General features: G+C 70.3%; 18 protein-coding genes. 8 read left to right on the top strand and 10 right to left on the bottom strand.

Annotation, left to right across the window (positions count from 1 at the left end; translation table 11 throughout):
- Both V1634_RS06295 and V1634_RS06290 read left to right on the top strand, forming a co-directional pair.
- Window positions 1-978 (top strand): protein phosphatase 2C domain-containing protein, encoded by a 978-nt coding sequence (locus tag V1634_RS06295; protein ID WP_331206792.1) that lies wholly within the window; start codon window positions 1-3, stop codon window positions 976-978.
- Entirely contained in the window at window positions 975-2,567 is a 1,593-nt protein-coding gene (locus V1634_RS06290; RefSeq protein WP_331206791.1) for a hypothetical protein, read from the top strand. Before V1634_RS06295 ends, V1634_RS06290 begins: the two co-directional genes overlap by 4 nt.
- 34 nt (window positions 2,568-2,601) lie before the next feature.
- Here the strand turns inward: V1634_RS06290 and V1634_RS06285 are convergent, their stop codons facing one another.
- The 5 genes from V1634_RS06285 to V1634_RS06265 form a co-directional block, all read right to left on the bottom strand.
- Window positions 2,602-3,504, bottom strand: coding sequence for a phosphotransferase family protein (locus tag V1634_RS06285; protein ID WP_331206790.1), 903 nt, complete (start codon window positions 3,502-3,504; stop codon window positions 2,602-2,604).
- A gap of 83 nt (window positions 3,505-3,587) precedes the next feature.
- Complete coding sequence (locus V1634_RS06280; RefSeq protein ID WP_331206789.1) at window positions 3,588-4,907, bottom strand: helix-turn-helix domain-containing protein; 1,320 nt, start codon at window positions 4,905-4,907, stop codon at window positions 3,588-3,590.
- Window positions 4,908-5,064: 157 nt separating this feature from the next.
- Window positions 5,065-5,859, bottom strand: coding sequence for an MBL fold metallo-hydrolase (locus tag V1634_RS06275; protein WP_331206788.1), 795 nt, complete (start codon window positions 5,857-5,859; stop codon window positions 5,065-5,067).
- The gene (locus V1634_RS06270) at window positions 5,849-6,646 is read right to left on the bottom strand and encodes an alpha/beta hydrolase (RefSeq protein WP_331206787.1); all 798 of its coding nucleotides are present in this window, start codon (window positions 6,644-6,646) and stop codon (window positions 5,849-5,851) included. Before V1634_RS06270 ends, V1634_RS06275 begins: the two co-directional genes overlap by 11 nt.
- A complete protein-coding gene (locus V1634_RS06265; RefSeq protein ID WP_331206786.1) occupies window positions 6,643-7,473 on the bottom strand; it encodes an alpha/beta fold hydrolase in 831 nt (276 codons plus the stop codon). Before V1634_RS06265 ends, V1634_RS06270 begins: the two co-directional genes overlap by 4 nt.
- A gap of 175 nt (window positions 7,474-7,648) precedes the next feature.
- Here V1634_RS06265 and V1634_RS06260 point away from each other — a divergent pair, with 175 nt between their 5' ends.
- A complete protein-coding gene (locus V1634_RS06260) occupies window positions 7,649-8,629 on the top strand; it encodes a helix-turn-helix domain-containing protein (protein WP_331206785.1) in 981 nt (326 codons plus the stop codon).
- A 74-nt stretch (window positions 8,630-8,703) separates the two neighbouring features.
- Here V1634_RS06260 and V1634_RS06255 read toward each other — a convergent pair whose 3' ends face one another.
- Window positions 8,704-9,894, bottom strand: coding sequence for a phospholipase (locus V1634_RS06255; RefSeq protein ID WP_331206784.1), 1,191 nt, complete (start codon window positions 9,892-9,894; stop codon window positions 8,704-8,706).
- Between the two features lie 195 nt (window positions 9,895-10,089).
- Here V1634_RS06255 and V1634_RS06250 point away from each other — a divergent pair, with 195 nt between their 5' ends.
- The 4 genes from V1634_RS06250 to V1634_RS06235 are packed head-to-tail and all read left to right on the top strand — an operon-like array spanning window position 10,090 to window position 13,656.
- Window positions 10,090-10,998 carry an ABC transporter ATP-binding protein gene (locus tag V1634_RS06250; RefSeq protein ID WP_331206783.1) on the top strand — a complete coding sequence of 303 codons (909 nt, stop codon included), beginning with the start codon at window positions 10,090-10,092 and terminating at the stop codon, window positions 10,996-10,998.
- A gap of 10 nt (window positions 10,999-11,008) precedes the next feature.
- Complete coding sequence (locus V1634_RS06245) at window positions 11,009-11,749, top strand: ABC transporter permease (RefSeq protein ID WP_331206782.1); 741 nt, start codon at window positions 11,009-11,011, stop codon at window positions 11,747-11,749.
- Between the two features lie 3 nt (window positions 11,750-11,752).
- The gene (locus tag V1634_RS06240) at window positions 11,753-13,030 is read left to right on the top strand and encodes a sensor histidine kinase (protein WP_331206781.1); all 1,278 of its coding nucleotides are present in this window, start codon (window positions 11,753-11,755) and stop codon (window positions 13,028-13,030) included.
- The gene (locus V1634_RS06235; RefSeq protein WP_331206780.1) at window positions 13,027-13,656 is read left to right on the top strand and encodes a response regulator transcription factor; all 630 of its coding nucleotides are present in this window, start codon (window positions 13,027-13,029) and stop codon (window positions 13,654-13,656) included. The genes V1634_RS06240 and V1634_RS06235 overlap by 4 nt, the downstream gene beginning before the upstream one ends.
- A gap of 15 nt (window positions 13,657-13,671) precedes the next feature.
- Here the strand turns inward: V1634_RS06235 and V1634_RS06230 are convergent, their stop codons facing one another.
- From V1634_RS06230 to V1634_RS06215, 4 genes are all read right to left on the bottom strand, one after another.
- A complete protein-coding gene (locus V1634_RS06230; RefSeq protein WP_331206779.1) occupies window positions 13,672-14,784 on the bottom strand; it encodes an Ig-like domain-containing protein in 1,113 nt (370 codons plus the stop codon).
- A gap of 374 nt (window positions 14,785-15,158) precedes the next feature.
- Entirely contained in the window at window positions 15,159-16,025 is an 867-nt protein-coding gene (locus tag V1634_RS06225) for a carbohydrate ABC transporter permease (RefSeq protein ID WP_407951728.1), read from the bottom strand.
- Window positions 16,025-17,047, bottom strand: a complete 1,023-nt coding sequence (locus tag V1634_RS06220) for a carbohydrate ABC transporter permease (RefSeq protein WP_331206777.1) — start codon at window positions 17,045-17,047, stop codon at window positions 16,025-16,027. Before V1634_RS06220 ends, V1634_RS06225 begins: the two co-directional genes overlap by 1 nt.
- A 10-nt stretch (window positions 17,048-17,057) precedes the next feature.
- Window positions 17,058-18,356, bottom strand: a complete 1,299-nt coding sequence (locus V1634_RS06215; protein ID WP_331206776.1) for an ABC transporter substrate-binding protein — start codon at window positions 18,354-18,356, stop codon at window positions 17,058-17,060.
- An 870-nt stretch (window positions 18,357-19,226) separates the two neighbouring features.
- Between V1634_RS06215 and V1634_RS06210 the strand changes: the two genes are divergently transcribed.
- A partial coding sequence (locus tag V1634_RS06210) for a polysaccharide deacetylase family protein (RefSeq protein WP_331206775.1) occupies window positions 19,227-20,275 on the top strand: 1,049 nt, incomplete at its 3' end.

Below are 20,275 nucleotides of genomic sequence, written 5' to 3'. Positions count from 1 at the left end.
ATGCTTCTGCGACGCGGCCGGGCGGCCGATCCGCGAACCATCCCCGCCGGGGGTGCCCGGGAGGAACCGCCGGCCGACCCCGGTGGGCACCCGCGCATCCACAACGCGCCGGCACCCGGGCAGTGGGCGCCGATCGTCGTCGACGAGCCCGCCGATTCCTTCGACCCCCGGCCGGCGCCCGGGCGCCAGCCCGACACGGTGTGCGACGGTTGGACGACGCCGGACTTCGTGGTCCGGATGGCCTCGGTACGCGGGAACGCACACCGGTACGCCGGAAAGTACCGCCAGGACGACGCGGGCGTCGTCCTGCACCGACCGACCGGAGCGGTGCTGTTCGCGGTGATGGACGGTGTCTCCGACACGACGGCTGCCGAGGTCGGCGCCAGGCTGGCCGGTCAGGCCGCACTCCGGGCCCTGGCGGAGGAACTCGACCGTGACGGCCGGGTCGACTGGCGGCGGGTGTTGACCGACGCCGCCGGCGCACTGCTGGGGCATGGCCGGTACGGGCTGCGGCCGGGTGAGCGGGCCGAGGACGTGGAGCGGCGGCTCGGCACGACGATCGTCACCGGGGTGGTCCGGCCGACCCGCTCCGGCGCGACGGCCGAGCTGGTCCGCGCCGGTGACTCCGGTGCCTGGTCGTTCGACGGCTCCCGGTTCAGCAGCCTCTTCCCGTCGAAGTACTCCGACGGTGGCATGGTCGATTCGGCGGTGACGGCACTGCCCAGGCTGCCGGAACGGATCGAACCGGTCGGGGTGCGGCTCAGCACATCGGTGCTGCTGATCGGAACGGACGGCTTCGGCGATCCGCTCGGCGACGGCACCGGCCTGGTCGGCGACCTCTTCGCCGCGGTCCTCGACCAGCCACCGCCGATGCTGGGGTTGGCCCACGCGCTCGACTTCTCCCGGGACACCTTCGACGACGACCGGACGCTCGTCGCGGTGTGGCCGCGTCCCCGGCGGTCGGAGGGAGCGGGATGAGCGTGTTCATCGGTGGGCCGGTCGACGTCGACGCGCTCACCGTGGTCGGGGAACTCGGCTCCGGCGGGCAGGGCCGGGTCCGGCTGGTGGAGGCGCCGGGGATCTTCCCGGGACGGCTGGCGTTCAAGGAGTACGACCCGGAGACGATCGCCTCGGTGCGGGCCGACGTACTCGACCGGCTGGTGGCGCTGCGGGCGTCCGCCGGCGACGACCTGCGCACCCTGCTCGCCGAGCGGGCCGCGTGGCCGCTCGCCGCCGTCCGTCGCGGCGCGGAGTTGCGCGGATTCCTCATGCCACCGGCCCCGCCCGAATACACCGTGACGCTCGCCCTCTCCGGCGACGGTCAATCCCGGCCACTCGCGATGGAGTTCCTGCTCAACCCGATCGAGTACATGGCCAGGGTCGGCCTGCGGGTCTCGGAGCGCAACCGGGTCGGGCTGCTGCGCGAGTTCGCCCGGATGCTCGCGGTCCTGCACGGCGACCGCATCGTGGTGGGCGACCTCTCCCCCAAGAACGTCCTGGTGACGGTGGATCCGCCGCGCTGTTTCCTCCTCGACTGCGATGCGGTCTGCGTCGACGGCGAATCCGTGGCGCCGCAGGTCGAGACGCCGGACTGGCGGCTGCCCGAGGGCGAGGTGCTCGGCACCGCCGCGGGTGACCGGTACAAGTTCGGTCTGCTCGTGCTCCGGCTGTTGCTGTCGGACCAGGCGGCCCGCGACCCCGCCGAACTCACCGCCGCGATGCCACTCTTCGCCGACGTTGCCGACCTCGCCGCCCGGAGCCGGCGGGATCCGGACGCGCGGCCCGACTGGGCCGAGTGGACGGCCGCGTTCGACGCCGTCCTGCCGCATTCGAACGAGATCGCGCCCACCCCGCCGCAGCGACCGCGACCGGAGCGGTGGCGAGTCGCCGCCGGCGGTCCGCTGCCGGGGGCGGCCGGCGGGCCAGCGGGAGCTACTGCCCGGCCCCGGGCGGCGCGGTCCGGGACCGCGCGCTGGGCGGTCGCCGCCGCCGCGCTCGTCGCCGCCGTCTGTGTGCTGCTGGTCTACGTCGGCGGCCGCACCGACGACGGCACCCGGGCCGATGGTGCGAGCACCAGGGTGGTGCCGCCACCGGTGGCGGTGCCGACCACCGCCGCGACGCCGAGCACCGGGTTCTCCATCGAGCCGCCGCGTGACCGGGTCGGCATGGTCCGGCTGGCGGGTACCGGCGACAGCACCGAGGTGATCGAGGTGGCCGAGTTCTTCGACGGCTACTTCCAGGCGGTCAACGACAAGGACTGGGACACCCTGCTCGCGCTCTACGACCCGGACGGTGTGGTCGACCCGGCGAAGCCCGACAGCCGCGCCTCCTTCACCGAGGCGATGTCGACCACGGAGGACTCGGACGTCGAGCTGGTGCAGGTCGACCCACGGCTGGACCCGGTACGGGCCCGGGTGACCTTCACCAGCAACCAGGCGGCCGGCTACGGCCCGAAGGGCAGACCGGACGAGACGTGTACGCGCTGGGATCTCACCGTCCAGTTGACCCGGCAGGGCGGCGGCTACCGGCTGCTGCGCCCCACGGCCGCGAAGCACCGCCCGTGCTGACCTGCCGGTGGCAGCCCACGCCGCCGGTCCGGAGCTATCCCCGGGGTCCCAGGTCCGGTCCCAGGTCCGCCTGGATGTTCCGGCGATAGAAGTCGAACCAGTCACCGCCGGCCGCAAACTCGAAGCTGAGCGCCGCGAGGTTCCAGAGCAGGCGATAGGCGCGGATCCTCTCGTCGAGTCCGGGTGTCAGGTCCAGCTCGTAACCGTCGAGGAACGCTGACAGGATGTCCGGCCCGGCCATGGAGACGCGGGCGATGTCGAGCATCGGGTCGCCCACGCCGACATCGCCCCAGTCGATGACCCCGGCCAGCTGCGCCCGGTCGGCGAAGACGTGTTGCGGCTTGAGGTCGCGATGCAGCATCACACCGGGTTCCCGGTAGGTCATGATGCCCGAAGACCTGATTGCCTGGTCGAGGTGGCCGCCCAGCTCGACCGTGAGCACACCGCCGGTCACGAGGTCCGGGACCCGCGCGAGGACGCTGTCGAGCGCGTCGTGCCATGACTCGTGCCGGCCCCGAACCTCCTCCTGGCCCACGGAGAGCGCACCGTATCCGGGGATGTCGATGTCGTGCACCGCGCGGAACGATCGACCGGCCTGTCGCCAGACCTCGAGGTCGCGGGTGGGCTCTCCGGGGAGTACCCGCATGACGATGAACGCGGTGTCGACCACGTCGGTAGACAGCCGGTGCGTGACGACCTCCGGCGCGGGAATGCCAGCGCTGCGGGCTCGACCGCACGCCCACACTTCGGCGGTCAGCAGCTCGCGGCTGCCGACCTTCAGCACGACATCGCCGCCGCTGGCGACCCGCACCACGAAGGTAACGTTTCCAACGGAACCGGCGACTCGTTGCGCACCTGTCGCGCTGACGCCGAGTTCGTGCGTGACGATCGATATCGCCGATTCCTCGGTGAGCTCAGGATCGTTGCCGAGAGTCAATCCCGCTCCATCAGCCAGATGGCCGCGACCAGCCAGAGGGCCGCGACCAGCCAGAGGGCCGCGACCCTGGCACGGTAGCACCCTCAGAGCGGCAGCTCGTGCAGGCGAAGGGCGAGCCCGACCGCCCCGGGATGGCTGGCCCGCCGCCGCAGCACCTCGGCAAGCCGGCGCAGCTCGGCCGCCACGGTGGCGGAGCGCATCTCCGTCTGCACGTCGACGACCCGGCTCGCCAGTTCGACGGCCTCGTCCATCTGCGCCGACGCGGCCAGTGCCAGGGCCCGCCGGGCTTCGTACCTGTTCCTGGCCCGGGTGGCGTGCGACGGGATCGCGTCCACCACCTCACGCAGCACGTCGGCGGCCTCCGCCGGGCGGCCGAGGTCGTACAGCGACCAACCGGTGGCGGCCTGTACCGGATCGGAGACGTTCGCGCTGCCGATCACCGTCCGCCCGGCGGCGGGCGGGTCCGCCGCCAGCAGGTCCCGGGCCCGTTCGAGCGCCTCGAAGCAGGCCCGGGCGTCGTTGGCCAGCGCATGCCCCTGTGCCTCCCGCTGCGCGGCGAGCCCGCGGATCCGTGGCCGGCACCAGGCCCGCTGGGCCCGCTGCGCCAGTGCGATCGTCTCGGCAGCCCTCCCCTGGTACATCGCGATCAGCGCACGCCGGACCAGTGCGTACGCCGACATGCCGTCGTCACCGGCGGCCGACGCGAAGGTGACGGCCTGGTCGGTCCACCAGCGTGCGGTGTCGTCGTCACCACTTTCCTGGGTCATCCACCCGATGTACTCGGCGTAGTCGGCGACGAGCGCCAGCGTCCGCAGTCGGTCCGTACCCCGGCTGCGGCCGGCGAGGAGGCTCAGCATGTGTGCGTGCGAGGTCAGGGTCGGCAGGAGGACCTCGGCGTCCATGTTCTGGCCCACCTGGCGGGCCTGCTCGTACCAGGACCTGAAGGTCTCCAGGGCCGGGTTCGGCACGACCGCCTGGCGCCGCCCGGACGCCCCGGCCGGCCGATCCGCCTCGGCGGCCAGTCCGGTCATGCTCAACAGACCGGTGGCGACCAGTTCCCGACGCGTCGCCCTGACGACGCGCCCTTTTCCGTCCTCGCCGATGTCCAGCGCCAACACCTCGCTCGTGCCGTCGGAGTGTCGGTCCGGCCGCGCACCGACGAGTTCGTCGAGGAGCGCAGCGAGTTCACCCTTGCAGTCCAGTACGGCGTCGCACTGCCGAGCCAACTCGTCGCTCGGCTGCTTGACGCCGTTCTCGACCTTGCTCAGATGACTCTTGCTGTAGTAGACGCGGCCGCTGAACTCCTCAAGGGAGTAGCCCGCCCCGATCCGGCGACGGCGCAACTCCACCCCGAACAGTCTGCTTGACTGCTCCACGAACATCACCGCGTTTCCCGTTGTCAACGACCGATGCCTGCTTCTTATGGCACGACGGTTCGCCGCCCGACACCCTTGCGTCGGATTTCGGATCGAGGGTCCAACCGGCGGGAGGAGATGGCAGGGGCCGCAGCGCCGATGCCACTGCGGTCGGGTGCTGCCACCACTGCGGTCGGGGAACGGGTCAGGTCTCCAGTTGGGTGGGGGTGCCGGGTGGCAGCCAGCGGATCCGGTCGCGTACCTCGGGCGGAGCGGCGGCGAACTCGGCCTCGATGGCGGAACGGGACTGCTGGAAGTGCCGCCACCCCTCGTAGTGCACCGGCACGGCGGTGTGCGGGCGTACCGCACCGAGCAGCTCGACGGCGTCGCGGGCGGTCATCGTGTAACGCAGTGGGCCGGTGACCGGGAAGCGGACCCCGCCGAGATGCACCAGTGCCAGCCCGATCGGGATGCGCCCGGCGACCTGCCGGACGCCGCCGTAGAGCACGGTGTCACCGGAGATCCAGAGCGCACCGTGCCGCTGCCCCGGCCAGCGCAGGGCGAAGCCGACGACGTCGCCGACGATCGGTCCGCTCAGCGGCGGTCCGTGCCGGCAGGGCGTGGCGGTGACCTCGATCGACGGCCGGCCGGCACCCTCCAGGGTGGTCGTCGCCCACGGCGCGAGGCCGCGCGCACCGCCGCCGAGCCGGCCGGCACCCGACACGGTGGTGACGACGGTCCCCGCCGTGCGAAGGAACCGGCGGCCGGCCTCGTCGAGGTTGTCGCCGTGGTGGTCGTGGGTGAGCAGCACCGCGTCGACCGGCCCGAGCGCTTCCGGGGGTACGGCCGGGCCGGCGAGCTTGCGGGAGGAGGTACCCCAGCCGAACGCGTAGGTACGTCCGGCCGGGTCGAACGTCGGATCGGTCAGCAGCCGCCAGCCGGCCGCCTCGATCAGCACGGTCGGGCCGCCGATGTGGGTGAGGCGGACGTCAGCGGGCATGGGACAGCGCCCAGTCGAGGACGTGGTCGGCGATCTCCTCCCAGCCCTTCTGCGCGGGGAGCAGGTGCGCGTACCCCTGGTACTCCTCGACCTCGGTGACGGTGTTGGACCTGTAGTGCTTGGCGTTCGACTTCTGGATCGCCGGCGGCATGATGTGGTCCTCGCTGCCGGAGACGAACAGCAGCGGGGCCCGGTTGTCGTTGTGGTAGTCGACCCAGGTGTCCTGGTGGCCGGGCTGGAAGTTCGCGAGCACGCTGCCCCAGAGGATGCCGCCGTTGGCCGGGATGTGGTAACGCTCGTAGAGGGCGCGGGACTCCTCCTCGGTGAACGTGTTGGTGAAGGCGTACCTCCACTCCTCGAAGGAGAGGCCGACGGCCCGGTGCCGGTTGGCCGGGCTCTTCAACACCGGGAAGGTGGACTTCACCTGGGAGAGCGGCACGACCCGTACCCCTTCGGTGGGTGCGGAGTTGAGCGCGACGCCGGCCGCGCCGAAGCCGTGGTCGAGGAGGATCTGGGTGAAGGCGCCGCCGGCCGAGTGGCCGATGATGATCGGCTGGCGGTCCAGCTCCCGGATGATCCCCTCGATCCTGGCGATGATCGCCGGCACGGTGACGGCGGTGATGATCTCGGGGTTCTCCCGCAGTGCCTCGACCTCCACCTCGAAGCCGGGGTAGCCGGGCGCGATCACCCGGAAGCCCTTCGCCTCGTAGTGCGTGATCCACTGCTCCCAGCTGCGCGGCGTCACCCAGAAGCCGTGCACCAGGACGATCGTGTCGGGCGTGGTCATGGCAGGCTCCTCAGGAACGAGAGCAGGTCCTCGGACAGCTGCTGCTTGTGGGTGTCGGTGATGCCGTGCGGCGCGCCCGGATACACGAGCAGCGTCGCATCCTTGATACGGGCGGCGGAGGCCTTTCCGCCGACCTCGAAGGGGACGATCTGGTCGTCGTCGCCGTGGATGACCAGCGTGGGTACGTCGAACGCGGCCAGGTCGGCCCGGAAGTCGGTGGCCGAGAAGGCGGCGATCGACTCGTACGCGTTGCGGTGCCCCGCTTGCAGTCCCTGCCGCCAGAACGCGTCCCGCACGCCCGGCGAGACGCTCGCCCCCGGACGGTCGAGGCCGAAGAACGGGCCGTCGGCGAGGTCGCGGTAGAGCTGCGAACGGTCGGCCGCCGAACCGGCCCGGATCGCGTCGAAGACCTCCACCGGCAGGCCGTCGGGGTTGTCCTCGGTCCGCACCATCAGCGGCGGTACGGCCGAGACCAGCACCACCTGGGCGACCCGGGCGGTGCCGTGCCGGCCGATGTACCGGGTCACCTCGCCACCGCCGGTCGAGAAGCCGACCAGCGTGACGTCGTGCAGGTCGAGTGCCTCGATGACGGCGGCGAGGTCGTCGGCGTAGGTGTCCATCTCGTTACCGGCCCACGACTGGGTGGAGCGGCCGTGCCCACGGCGGTCGTGCGCGATCACCCGGTAGCCGTTCTCGGCGAGGAAGAGCTGCTGCGCCTCCCAGCTGTCGGAGTTGAGCGGCCAGCCGTGGCTGAGCAGGACCGGCCGCCCCTCGCCCCAGTCCTTGTAGTAGATCTGCGTGTCGTCGGCGGTGGTGACGAAGGGCATGCAGACACTCCCGCGCTCGCGCTGATGAGGAGTTGGGCGACGATCCGGGCGGTGATCCGGCGCTGCGCACGGCACCCTCTCGTAACACCCGCATGCGAACCTATTCAGCGGAGCGCGCCGGGTCGGGGCTGTGCGTGCACCGTTGTCGGCTCAGCGTGCACATCGGGCGGGGTAAATGGGCTTCGTGTTGGATACGGCGGACATTCCACCTCGGGAGCGGGTCGACGCGATCTACGCGGCGATGATGCAGGCGTCCGTGCCGTCGTACGTGATCCACGAGGATCCGGACGGCGACGTCCGGACCCGCCTGGAGGTGTGGGACCTCGGTGGCGTCAACATCTTCACCGCCCGCTCCACCGGCCTGCGGCTGCTGCGCACACCCAAGCAGGCCCGCCAGGACGCCGCCCCGGTCATCGCGCTCTCCGTGCAGCGCCTCGGCGACGGCCGCCACGAGCAGCTCGGGTACCGGCAGGTCGTGCCGCCCGGCGAGATGCTGATGGTCGACCTCTCCGCACCGTACGACTTCTCCTGGTCGGGCGAGGGCGCGGCCGGCTGCATCCAGGTACCCGTCGACCAGGTCGGCCTCCCGCTCGACCTGATCCGCCGGGCGGCGGCGAACCTGCGCACCAGTCCGCTGTACGGCCTGGTCGGCAAGCACGTCAGCCAGCTCGTCCAGGACGCCGAGCGGCTCAGCGCCGACCCGGCCGCCGACGCGCTCGGCCGGGCCAGCGTCGAGCTGCTCCGCGCCCTGCTGGTCTCCGCCGCCCGGGTCGAGCCGCTCAGCCGCGCGGTCCTCGCCGAGACGTTGCTGACCCGGGTCCGCGCCTACGTACGCCAGCACCTCGCCGACCCCGGCCTGCGCCCGGCCACCATCGCCGCCGCGCACAACGTCTCGCTCCGGCACCTCTACAAGATCTGTGCCCAGGCCGACTTCAGCCTGGAACAGTGGATCATCGGCGAGCGGCTTCAGGGCGCCCGCCAGGAGTTGCAGCGACCGGCGAGCCGCGGCCGTACGATCGCGACAGTCGCCCGCCGCTGGGGTTTCACCGACCCGACCCACTTCACCCGACGGTTCCGCGCCACCTACGGTCTCACTCCCGGTGAGTGGCGGCGGATCTGCACCGAGGTGCCGGACCAGTCCGATTCCAGGTCGTAGCCCTACCGGAGTACGCGGTGCACGGCGAGTCCCGGTCGCAGACTCGCCGTGCACCGCGCCGCGCGGTCCGGTGCTCAGCCGGCCCTGGCCAGTGGGGCCTTGCCGGCCGTACCCTCCGGCATCTGCTCCTCCACCGCCCTGAGCTGCTCGTCGGTGACGTTCGGGCGTCCGAAGATCCGGACCGCCTCGTAGTAGATCGTCGCCAGCCCGTAGCAGGGCGGTCGCAGCGCGTCGGAGTAGGTCGCGCAGACCCGCTGCATGTCGCCGTAGAAGGCGAGGTCGAGCCGGTCCTTGTTCTCCGCGAACCGTTGGGCCGCCTTGTAGTTGCGGTAACCGAAGTCGTGCCGGATGCAGGAGAGTTCGAAGGCGAACCCGAGCGGGTTGTCCGGAGCCCCGGTGCAGCCGTCGTTTGACCAGTCGAACATGTAGGCGGCCAGGATCGCCTGGTTCTGCCGGGCCGCGTCCCAGGTGGCATAGCTGTCGGAGCCGGTCTGGGTCAGGCTCGCCAGCACCGCCAGCCGGTTCGGGGCGAGCCCCGTGCCGAAGACGCCGGAGCCGACCGAGACGGAGATGGTGGGGGTGCCGAGGCCGGCGCACGGGCTCAGGTAGCGCTGCCCGGCCGGCAGCGGGAAGCAGCCGGCCCAGGTCGACCCGTCCAGCGTCTGCAACGCCAGGTTGAACCCGATCTCCAGCTGGCTGCCGCCGTCGTAGACCCGGCCGTCGATCAGCACCGCGCCGAGGCTGTACCCGTAGTAGTCGTTGCCGAAGCTGAACACCCCGGCGGCCGCGACCGCCTGTCCGTTGTACGGGGAGCCGCTCGTCCGCTCGATCAGGTACGCCTGGCCGGCGCCCGCCAGGTAGAAGTTGCAGACGATCTCCGCCAGGTAGTCGATCCGGACGTCGAGGCCGACCCGGGTCACGTATCCGCTGATGTACGGCGTGCACCCCGGGGCTTCCGCCCGGGTGCCGTCGACTCTGCGGGTGGCCGCGCCCACGTCCTTCGTACCCAGTTTCATCGCGGCGCTGTCGAGCTTTCGCAGTGCCCGCTGCGCGCCCGCGGGTCGCTTGGCCGCGTCCGGCGTCGTGCTGGCGACGCCGGACGGTGCCGCCGCGGTGAGCTTGGGGATGTCCGGGGCGCCGCGTGCCGGCTGCGCCCCGGCGTGCGCGGGTAGCGTGGTCGCCAACGCCCCGATCAGCGCCAGCGTCAGCGCGAGTATCGACGCCGACCCCCGGCCGACGATCCTTGCCGTGCCTGTCCGTTCCACTGTCGCCTCCATCGCTGGTGTGGTTTCCGACAAGCTCCCAGCGCGGACTGAACGGGGATTGGACGCCGACTGGACGTCGACCCGGTGACGGGGTCGGCATCCACCGATCGGTTGACCGGGGTGCCCGTCGCGGCCGGCCACGGCGGTGGCTGCGTGGTCGATTCGGCACCGGGGCGCGGACGGCACGCTTTCGGTATGGCAATCATCGAGGTAGACGGCCTCGTCAAGCGCTACGGCGAGCACACCGTGGTGGACGGGGTGAGCTTCGCGGTCGAGCCGGGCGAGATCTTCGGCATCCTGGGACCGAACGGTGCGGGCAAGACCACCACCGTCGAATGCGTCGAGGGGTTGCGTACCCCGGACGGTGGCAGCATCCGGGTCTGTGGCATCGACCCGCAGCGCGACACCGGTGAGCTTCGGCAACTGCTCGGCGCACAGCTTCAGGAGAGCGAGCTGCCGGACAAGCTCACCGTCGGCGAGGCGATGCGGCTGTTCAGCTCCTTCTATCGCCAGCCGGCGGACTGGCGGGACCTGGTCGACACCCTGCGGCTCACCGGCAAGCTCGGTACGCAGTTCCGGCGGCTCTCCGGCGGGCAGAAACAGCGGTTGTCGATCGCGCTCGCGCTGGTCGGCAACCCGAAGGTGGCGGTACTCGACGAGCTGACCACCGGCCTGGACCCGCAGGCGCGCCGGGACACCTGGGACCTGATCGAGGAAATCCGCGACCGGGGCGTGACGATCCTGCTGGTCACGCACTTCATGGAGGAGGCGGAACGGCTCTGCGACCGGCTCGCCGTGATCGACTCGGGTCGGCTCGTCGCGCTCGACTCGCCGGCCGGGCTGGTCGCCGCGGTCGACGACCGGCAGCGCATCCGGTTCCGGCCGTCGGTGCCGCTGGACCACGCCGTGCTGACCGCGTTGCCCGAGGTGACCTCCGTGGAGCGGGCCGGCAGCCAGCTCGTGGTGACCGGTACCGGAAATCTGCTGCTCGCGGTGACCACCGTGCTCGCCCGCCACCAGGTCGTCGCCGCCGACCTGCGGGTCGAGCAGACCTCGCTGGAGGACGCCTTCGTCGCGCTCACCGGCCGACCCGTCGAAGCCTGAGGAGACCGCCTTGTCCGCCCTGTACCGGCTCACCGCCACCGAAACCAGACTCTTCTTCCGAGAGCCGATGATCGTCTTCTTCGCGCTCGCGTTCCCGCCGATCCTGCTCGGCATCTTCGGGGCGATCCCGGCGTTCCGGGAACCCGACCAGTCGCTCGGCGGCCTGCGGGTGATCGACCTGTACGTGCCGATCGTCGTCGCGCTGGCCCTCGCCATGTTCGCCCTCAACGGCCTCTCCCAGCTCTTCGCCAGCTATCGGGAGAAGGGTGTGCTGCGACGCATGCGGACCACTCCGGTGAAGCCGACGCTGATGCTCGGCGCGCAGTTGCTGATGGCCACCGTCCTGTCCGTCGGAACGATGGTGGTGGTCCTGGCCGTCGGCCGGCTGGCGTTCGAGGTACGCCTGCCCCGGCTGCTCCCGGCCTACCTGCTGAGCTACCTGCTGGCGGCGTTGGCGATGTTCGCGATCGGCCTGCTCGTCGCCGCGCTCGCGCCGACCGGCAAGAGTGCCGGCGCGATCGGGACGGTGCTGTTCTTTCCGATCGTCTTCTTCGCCGGCCTCTGGATCCCCCGGGACAGCATGAACGACGTACTGCGGACGATCAGCGACCTCACTCCGCTCGGCGCGGGTGTGCAGGCGTTGCAGGACGCGACGGGCGGGCAGTGGCCGCAGCCGCTGCACCTGGCTGTCATGCTGGGGTGGACGATCGTGGCCGGTGGGCTGGCCGCGCGGTACTTCCGCTGGGAGTAGGCCGTGAGCATCGAGGCGGAGCTGCGTGCCGAGTTCGACCGCTGGGAGCGTCGGGAGGTCGCGCTCTTCAACGTGCTGCCGTACCTCCTCCTGGCGGCCAGTGCCCTGCTCACGCTGCTGCAACCGACCTGGGACATGCCGGTGCACGTCCCGGCGGTGCTCGGGCTGACGCTCGCCGCCACGCTCTGGTTGCTCTGTTTCCACACCCTGCACCCGGAGTGGCACGACAGGGGCCCGCTGATGGGCCTCTACTACACCGGACTGATGGTGTTGGCCGCCGGCCTGGTGGCGATCGCGCCCTTCTTCGCGCTCTTCGCCTTCGTCGGCTACCCACAGGCGTTCCTCTACCTGAGGGGCCGGTGGCGCTATGCCGGCGTCGCCGCCACGGCGGTCGTCTCGGCGATCGGTTACCTGGGCGGGGCCGCCGAGATCGTCGCCGGGGCGTGGTGGGAGGGAATCGCCGTCAGCGTGATCTGCGTCGTGCTGGCCGGGGCGTTCTTCTACTTCGCCGAGCTGGCCGACCAGCGCAACCAGAAGCAGCGGCGGGCGCTCACCGAGCTGCACGAGGCCAACACCAAGCTGGAGGCGGCGTTGGAGGAGAACGCCGGGCTGCACGCCCAACTGCTGGTTCAGGCCCGTGAGGCGGGGGTGCTCGACGAGCGGCAACGGATGGCCCGGGAGATCCACGACACCCTCGCCCAGGGGCTCGCCGGCATCCTCACCCAGCTCCAGGCCGCCGAGCAGACCGACGAGCCGTCGACGTCCCGCCGGTATGTGACGAACGCGATGAACCTGGCCCGGGAGAGCCTCACCGAGGCGCGGCGGACGGTGCACGCGGTGGAGCCGGCGATGTTCGCCGAGGCCCGGCTCCCGGACGCGATCAACGAGGTGGCCCGGCGCTGGGCGGAGGTGTACGGCATCGAGACGGTACTCACCACCACCGGCGACGCCCGGCCGATGCACGCCGACGTCGAGGTGGCACTGTTGCGTACCGCGCAGGAGGCGCTGGCGAACGTGGCGAAACACGCCCGGGCCAGCCGGGTGGGCCTGACCCTGTCCTACATGGAGGATCTGGTGACGCTGGACGTACGGGACGACGGGGTCGGCTTCGATCCCGGCGTCAAACGGGCCAACGGTTCCACGAACGGCGGGTTCGGGCTCGCCGGGATGCGGCAGCGGGTGCAGCGTCTCGCGGGCCGGTTGGACATCGAGTCGGAACCGGGTGGCGGCACGGCGATCTCGGCGGCCGTGCCGGCCATCCCCGCCGGAGGTGCGGATTGATCTCGCTGCTCATCGTCGACGACCACCCGGTGGTGCGGGACGGGTTGCGGGGCATGTTCAGCGCCGACCCGCGCTTCGAGGTGCTCGGTGAGGCCGGTGACGGCGCCGAGGCCATCGTCGCCGGGGAGAAGCTCCGGCCCGACGTGATCCTGATGGACCTGCGGATGCCGGGAACCGACGGGGTCACCGCGATCAAGGAACTGGCCAGGCGCGGGGTGTCGGCCCGGGTCCTGGTGCTCACCACGTACGACACCGACAGCGACGTGCTGCCCGCGATCGAGGCGGGCGCCACCGGGTACCTGTTGAAGGACGCGCCGAGGGAGGAGCTGTTCCGCGCGGTCGAGGCTGCCGCGCGCGGACAGGCGGTCCTCTCCCCCGCCGTCGCGACCCGACTGATGGGCCAGCTCCGCCAGCCGGCCTCGGAGCCGCTGTCCCAGCGCGAGCTGGAGGTGCTGGAGCTGATCGCCCAGGGCTCGACCAATCGCGAGGCCGCCCGGCAGCTCTTCATCAGCGAGGCGACGGTGAAGACCCACCTGCTGCACGTCTACGCCAAACTCGGCGTCAACGACCGGGCGGCGGCGGTCGCCACCGCCTTCTCCCGCGGCTACCTGACCCCACGCCCCTGACGTCTCCGACAACGCTCACATGCCTCGCCAGCGGATGTGCACCGCGGTGGCGGCCGTCACGCCGTTGGCCTCGATGACCTGGTAGACGAACCGGTCGACCTGCCGCTGGCCGGGATGCGGGGTGTACCGCACCTTCCGGTCGGACGTGACCGTCACCTGGCCGTACCGGGGATACTCCCTGATCGTGATCGGGGCGGTGCCGGTGATCAGGTCGTTCGCCGTGACGTTCAGGACGATCGGCTGGGACTTCGACAGGTACGCCTGGTCACCGGTGAGTTTCGGAGCCCGGACGAAGGTGCCGTCGGGCGTACCGAGGTGAAAGTCGACCCGGCCGCTGTCGTGCTCGGTGCGGACGTCGTAGAAGCGGTCGTTGTTCGCCCGTACCTTGCTGATGGACCATCTCGCGTCCCACTCGTCGTCGGTCAGCCGGCGTTGCAGGTGCTGAATCCGGCCGTCGCCGTGCAGCACCAACACTCCGGTGCCGGCCTCACCCGGGCGTGTGCAATGGAGCGGAAGCGACCAGGTGATCACGACCTCGCTGGTGCCGTTGCCGTCGAGGTCGTCGACGATGGACGAGACATCCCCCGCCCATCTGAACTCGTCGGGTCGGAATCCCCCGGCACCGTCACTGATCAGACGGGCGAACCCCGCGCACTCACTGCCTTGGACGTAGACGTCCTCCCTACCGTCGCCGTTGAAGTCCGCGGTCCCGATCAACCAGTGGAAGCCGCCACCTATCTGCCGGTCGTACACGAACCGGAAGTCTTGGTCGAGCAGCAGCACGTCGCGGAGCGGTGTGACGTTGTTGTTGTCGCTGAAGGCGAGCAGCAGTTCCGGACGGCTGTCCCCGCGCAGGTCGACGACGGTGCCCATGTCCGGGCAGTTGTGCGGCCCGATGGCACCAGTTTCGATGTAGCGGTGGCCGACCGGGGGCAGGTAGCCGCCGCCCGGCCTGCCGTACGCGACCGAGACGAAGCAGCCTCGGTTGCCGGCAGCGCCGGTGTAGGCGGCGAGCCGGTCGCGATGGCCGTCGTCGTTGACGTCACCGTAGAACGGCTCGCCGGGCCTGGCCGCCTGTGCCGGCGGCGCGGTCGTCACCGTGGTGGCCAGCGTCAGCACCACTGCCATGACCAGTCGTCTCCACCACATGGGAACCCCCTCCGGCGGCGTCCCGCCTGGCGGCGGCTACCTGTACCGGCAGGCTAGGCGAGGTATGTGCGGGTGGTGAGGGATCGGCCGTTGATCCGACATGTCCGGTAGGGCCGCACGCGGGCCGAAACGAGACCATGCGCCTGCCGGGCCGGCATCCGGGCGGCCGGCGTAGCCGAGTTGGGCATCCGGGCTAGAGCTTCTCGACAAGGGCGGCGGTACGCCTTGGACGCGGGCCGGCGCCCCGGCCGAAGGCATCGACGTAACCTGCGCGTGAAGAGGCCGAGGCACCGCCGACGCGCAACGACCGCGACGGCGGTGCCTCGTGCGGCGGCCGGAGAGCCCTGGGCGGGTCAGCCTTTCACGGCGCCGGTCAGCCCTCCGACGATCCGGCGCTGGAACAGGCTGAAGAACAGCAGCGCCGGGAGCATCGACAGGGAGGTGAACGCCAGGACCTTGGCCGTGTCGACCGAGTACTGCGAGGCGAACGCCTGCACGCCGAGCGGCAGCGTGAAGGTCTCCTCCCGGTTGAGGATGAAGAGCGGCAACAGGTAGCTGTTCCAACTGGAGATGAAGGTCAGAATGGCCACCGTGACGACCCCCGGCATGGAGAGCGGCAGCACCATGCGCCAGAAGAAGCCGAGTCGGCTGCATCCGTCGATCGACGCCGCCTCCTGGATCTCGTCCGGGATCGCCCGCACGAACGGGACCAGGATGATGATCGTCATCGGGATGGCGAACCCGATCTGCGGAAGGATCACCCCGGGCAGCGTGTTCATCAGCCCCAGGGTCCGGACCAGGATGTAGAGCGGGGTGATCGCCACGGTGAGCGGGAACATCAGCCCGGCCGCGAAGAGCGAGTACATCGCGCCCCGGCCCCTGAAGCGGTAGCGGGCCAGGATGAAGCTCGTCATGAGGCCGAGGGTGACCACGCCCGCGGTGGTGAACCCGGCGACGATGGTGGAGTTGAGCACCTGTTGCCAGAAGACGCCGCCGGTCAGCACGTCGAGGTAGTTCGTGGTCTCCCACGGGCTCGGCCAGCCCGCCGGATCGGTGGTGATCGCCGCGTTGGTGCGGAAGCCACCGAGGACGATGTAGACGATCGGGGCCAGCATCACCCCGATGAGCAGCAGCGCGACGAAGTACACCGCCGGGCTTCCCCAGGGCAGCTTCCGGCTGCCCCGCACCGGCCTGCGCACGGCTACGGCTGTCACGGCCATCAGCGTTTTCCTCCGGTGATCGCGCCGTCGGTGTCACGGCGTAGGACGAACCTTTGGTAGACCAGCGCCGCGACGAGGGAGACGAAGAACAGGATCACGGCCACGGCGTTGCCGTACCCGTACTCCCCGGCGTTGCGGCCGTTGGCCACCATGTACGTCGCCATCGTCGAGGTCCCGGCCGTGGAGGCGACGTACTGGCCCCAGATGATGTAGACGAGGTCGAAGAGTTGCAGGGCACCGATCATCGACAGGAAGGCCCAGATCCGGATCGTCGGCCCGAGCAGCGGTAGCGTGATCCGGCGCTGGATCTGCCAGTAGGAGGCCCCGTCGATCGAGGCGGCCTCGATCAGTTCGTCCGGGATGCCCTGCAACCCGGCGAGGAAGAGGATCACGGCGAAGCCGATGTACTTCCAGGTCAGGATCCCCATCAGGGTCCAGATCGCCTTCTCCGGGTCGGAGAGCCAGTCGCTCTGCAACCATCCCAGTCCGAGCCGCTCCAGGTAGGCGTTGACGGCGCCGCTGCCCTGGAGCATCAGGCTCCAGCCGGTGCCGACCACCACCTCGGAGATCACGTACGGGATGAAGACGAGTACCCGGATGAGGGTCTGCCCGCGCATCTTCCGGTTCAGCAGCAGGGCGAGCAGCACGGCGGCCGGCCCCTGGAGCACCAGCGACAGTACGACGATCACGGCGTTGTGCTGCAACGCGTCGACGAACGTGCCGTCCTGGAAGACGAGCAGGTAGTTGCGGAGCCCGACGAACTCGGTCGGCGGGCCGTACCCCTGCCAGCTGAAGAAGCCGTAGTAGGCGGCCATGGCGACGGGGAAGATGACGAAGGAGAGGAAGACGAGCAGCGTCGGGCCCGTCATCAGCGCGATCTCCAGCCGGGCGGGCCAGCCGATGCCCTTCCGGGCACGGCGCCCGGTCGGGGGCGACGCGACAGGCGCGTCACCCCCGACCGTCGTCAGACCCGCCGACCGGTCCTGCGCGAGCGGTACGCTCTCGCGGTCTGTGTCGAACATGTACTGATCTCTAGGCCCTCTTCGCGGCGGTCTTGACCGCGCTGACGATGTCCTCGGGGCTGCCCTTGCCGGCCAGCAGGTTCACGACGGCGGTGTTGAGCGCGTTGCCGACGTTCTGCCCGTAGACCGTGTCGAGCCACTGCGAGACGAACGGCGCCTTGTTGTACGCCTCGAGCACCGACTTCAGGTGCGGCTCGGTCACCGCGCCCTGCGCGTCGCTGTTCACCGGCGGCGCCTGGAACGCCTTGTAGTAGGCCTCCTGGACGGGGGTCTGGAGCATGAAGTTGAGGAAGGCGGTGCACTCCGCCTTCGGCGCCTTCGCGGAGCAGGAGTAGCCGTCGACGCCGCCGAGGATCGCGCCGGGCTCGCCCGCGCCGCCCTCGATGCTGGGGAACGGGAACCAGTCCAGGTCCGGCAGCGGCTTCTTGTCCGGGGTCAACGAGCCGATGACGCCCGGGTTCCAGGCACCCATGAGTTCCATCCCCGCCTTGTGGTTGGCGAGCAGACCGGCCGAGCTGCCCGCACCCTGCTGCGCCGACGTCGTCAGGAAGCCGTTGTTGAACGGCTGGGTCGCGGCGAAGGCCTGCACGTCCTGACCGGCCTTGAGCCAGCAGGGGTCGTCGAAGCTCATGCTCTTGGCGGTCTCGGTGACCGTGGTGGTGCTGCACTCGCGCAGCGCGAAGAAGTAGTAGTAGAAGGCGGCCGGCCAGGCGTCCTTGCCGCCGAGGGCGATCGGCTGGGTACCGGAGGCCTTCAGCTTCTCGACGGCCGCTTGGAGGTCGGCCAGCGTGGTCGGTGTCTGGGTGATACCGGCCTTGGCGAAGAGGTCCTTGCTGTAGAAGAAGCCGCCGGGCAACACCGCGACCGGCATCGCGTAGACCTTGCCGTCGATCGTCTGGGCCTTGAACGACCCCTCCGAGACCACCTTCCTGGTGGCGTCGCTGATCCCGTTCGTGATGTCCATCAGCTGGCCGGCCTTGACCATCGCGGCCATCTTGCCGCCGCCGCGCTGCATGAACACGTCGGGGGCGTCGCCGGAGTTCAGCGCGGTCTGGAGCTTGCCGTCCAGGTCCTCGTTCTGGATCGACTGGAGTTGGATCTTGACTTTGGGGTTGGCCGCCTGGAAGTCGGCGACGGTCTTCTCCCAGAAGCTCCTGCCGGGCCCCGTCGTGGCGTTGTGCCAGAAGGTCATCGTGACGTTGCCGCCGCTGCCCGAGTCACCCGCCGAGTCCCCGGAGCCACAGGCCGTCGTTCCCAGGACGCCCGCCGCCAGGACTACCGACAGAGTCAGTAGCTTTCCTGCCCTCATCTACCTGTCCTCTCTGCCCAGTGCGCCCAGACGAGGCTTGCTCCGGGCGAACGGGAACGGCGGGTTGTCCGCCGTGGACAACGAGGGCCGCTGTCCCCTCCTGTCGACAGGTGTCGGTCCGGCGGCCGGGCTCGGCCATCAACGGCCATCACCCCGTCCGTCGGACGTCACGACAACTGTCCATCGACCGGCAAAGACTCGCAGACGGACCTGCAAAGTTCAAGACATGTTTCGGAAACTTCCGAGACACCCGGAGCGAGCCGCTCGTAGTGCCCCGTCGTGGCGCGGAAGACCAGCACAGGGCCCACACACCGAGGTGGGGCCGCGAGGCGTCGTACGAGTTCGTCGGCGACCAGCTAGCTGCCAATTGCCCCGAAAAAACGTGACGACCGGTTTGCCGAGAGATATCCGTCGCTCCAATGAGGTCTTCTATCGAAGAAGTTCCGGAAGATATACGCGCGCGCCGCCCGACCGGAAACGGCGCGACGGCCATCACCCGGGCCGGGTGACAGCCGAGCGACACCAGCACTCGGGCTCCACCAGCGTTCCGGGAAGTAGCTGAGCCGCCGGCCGCCGCCCTGTCATCCCGGTTCGGACGAGCGGCGCGCCGGCCACGGCGGCGCACCTCAGCGCCGACAGGAGGACGCCCACCGGCCCGCGCGATGTCCGGAAAGCTTCCGGAACTTATTGACGTCCCTGAATTTACGCTGCAATACTTTGATCTATAGCGGTCGATGCGACGCACCCGCTCAGGTATGCGGCGGCGTTCCCGCCCACCGCCACATGTCCGGACCGTACGACTGCTGTCCGTGCCCCGGCCCGGACGGCCGACACCGCCGGCACCCACCACCTGCGAGAAGGAGACCCGCTATGTTCGGCAAACTCGCCAAGCCCCGGCCACCGACCACACCGGGCTGGCTCGGCCACGTCGTCCGGCTGGCCGTCGTCGCCACCACCATGGCGACCGGCGGGGTCGCCCTCGCCGTCGTCGCGTCTCCGTCCAGCGCCGCCGCCTGCAACGGTTACGTCGGGCTGACCTTCGACGACGGGCCGACCGGCAGCACCAGCGCGCTGCTCTCCGTGCTGCGCAACAACGGCGTACGGGCCACGATGTTCAACGTCGGGCAGAACGTCCAGAACAACCGGTCAGCAGCGCAGGCGCAGGTCTCGGCCGGCATGTGGGTCGCGAACCACAGCTGGAACCACGCCCACATGACCTCGATGAGCCAGAGCCAGATGCAGTCCGACCTGTCCCAGACGAGTTCGGCGATCCAGTCCGCGACCGGCGTACGGCCGCAGCTCTTCCGGCCGCCGTACGGGGAGACGAACGCCACCCTCCAGTCCGTCGCCTCGTCGCTCGGGATGCGACAGGTGATCTGGGACGTGGACTCCCAGGACTGGAACGGCGCCAGCGTCAGTCAGATCGTCTCCAACGCGAGCCGGCTCCAGGCCGGCCAGGTCATCCTGATGCACGACGGAATCCAGAACACCCGCGACGCGATTCCGCAGATCATGTCCAACCTCACCAGCCGTAACCTCTGCCCCGGCATGATCTCGCCGTCCACCGGCCGCGCGGTGGCCCCCGACGGCAGCACCCCGCCGACGACCCCGCCGCCCGGCGGCAACCCCACCACCCCACCCCCGGGCAGCGGCGGCTGCACCACGTCGACCACGGCCGGTACGGTCTGGGGCGACCGCTACAACACCACGGTGACGGTCAGCGGCGCCAGCAACTGGACCGTGGTCGTCGCCGTCACCTCACCACAGTCGATCAGCAGCACCTGGAGCGGCAGCGCCAGCCTGAGCAGCAACAACACCGTACTGACGATGCGCTCCAACGGCAGCGGCAACAGCTTCGGCTTCACCACCATGATGAACGGCAACTCCAGCGCCCGACCACAGGTCAGGTCCTGCACCGC

Source organism: Plantactinospora veratri (assembly GCF_036421995.1).
Lineage (GTDB): Bacteria > Actinomycetota > Actinomycetes > Mycobacteriales > Micromonosporaceae > Plantactinospora > Plantactinospora veratri.
Note: the sequence above shows the minus strand (reverse complement) of the source record. Positions and strands in the feature narration are given on the sequence as shown.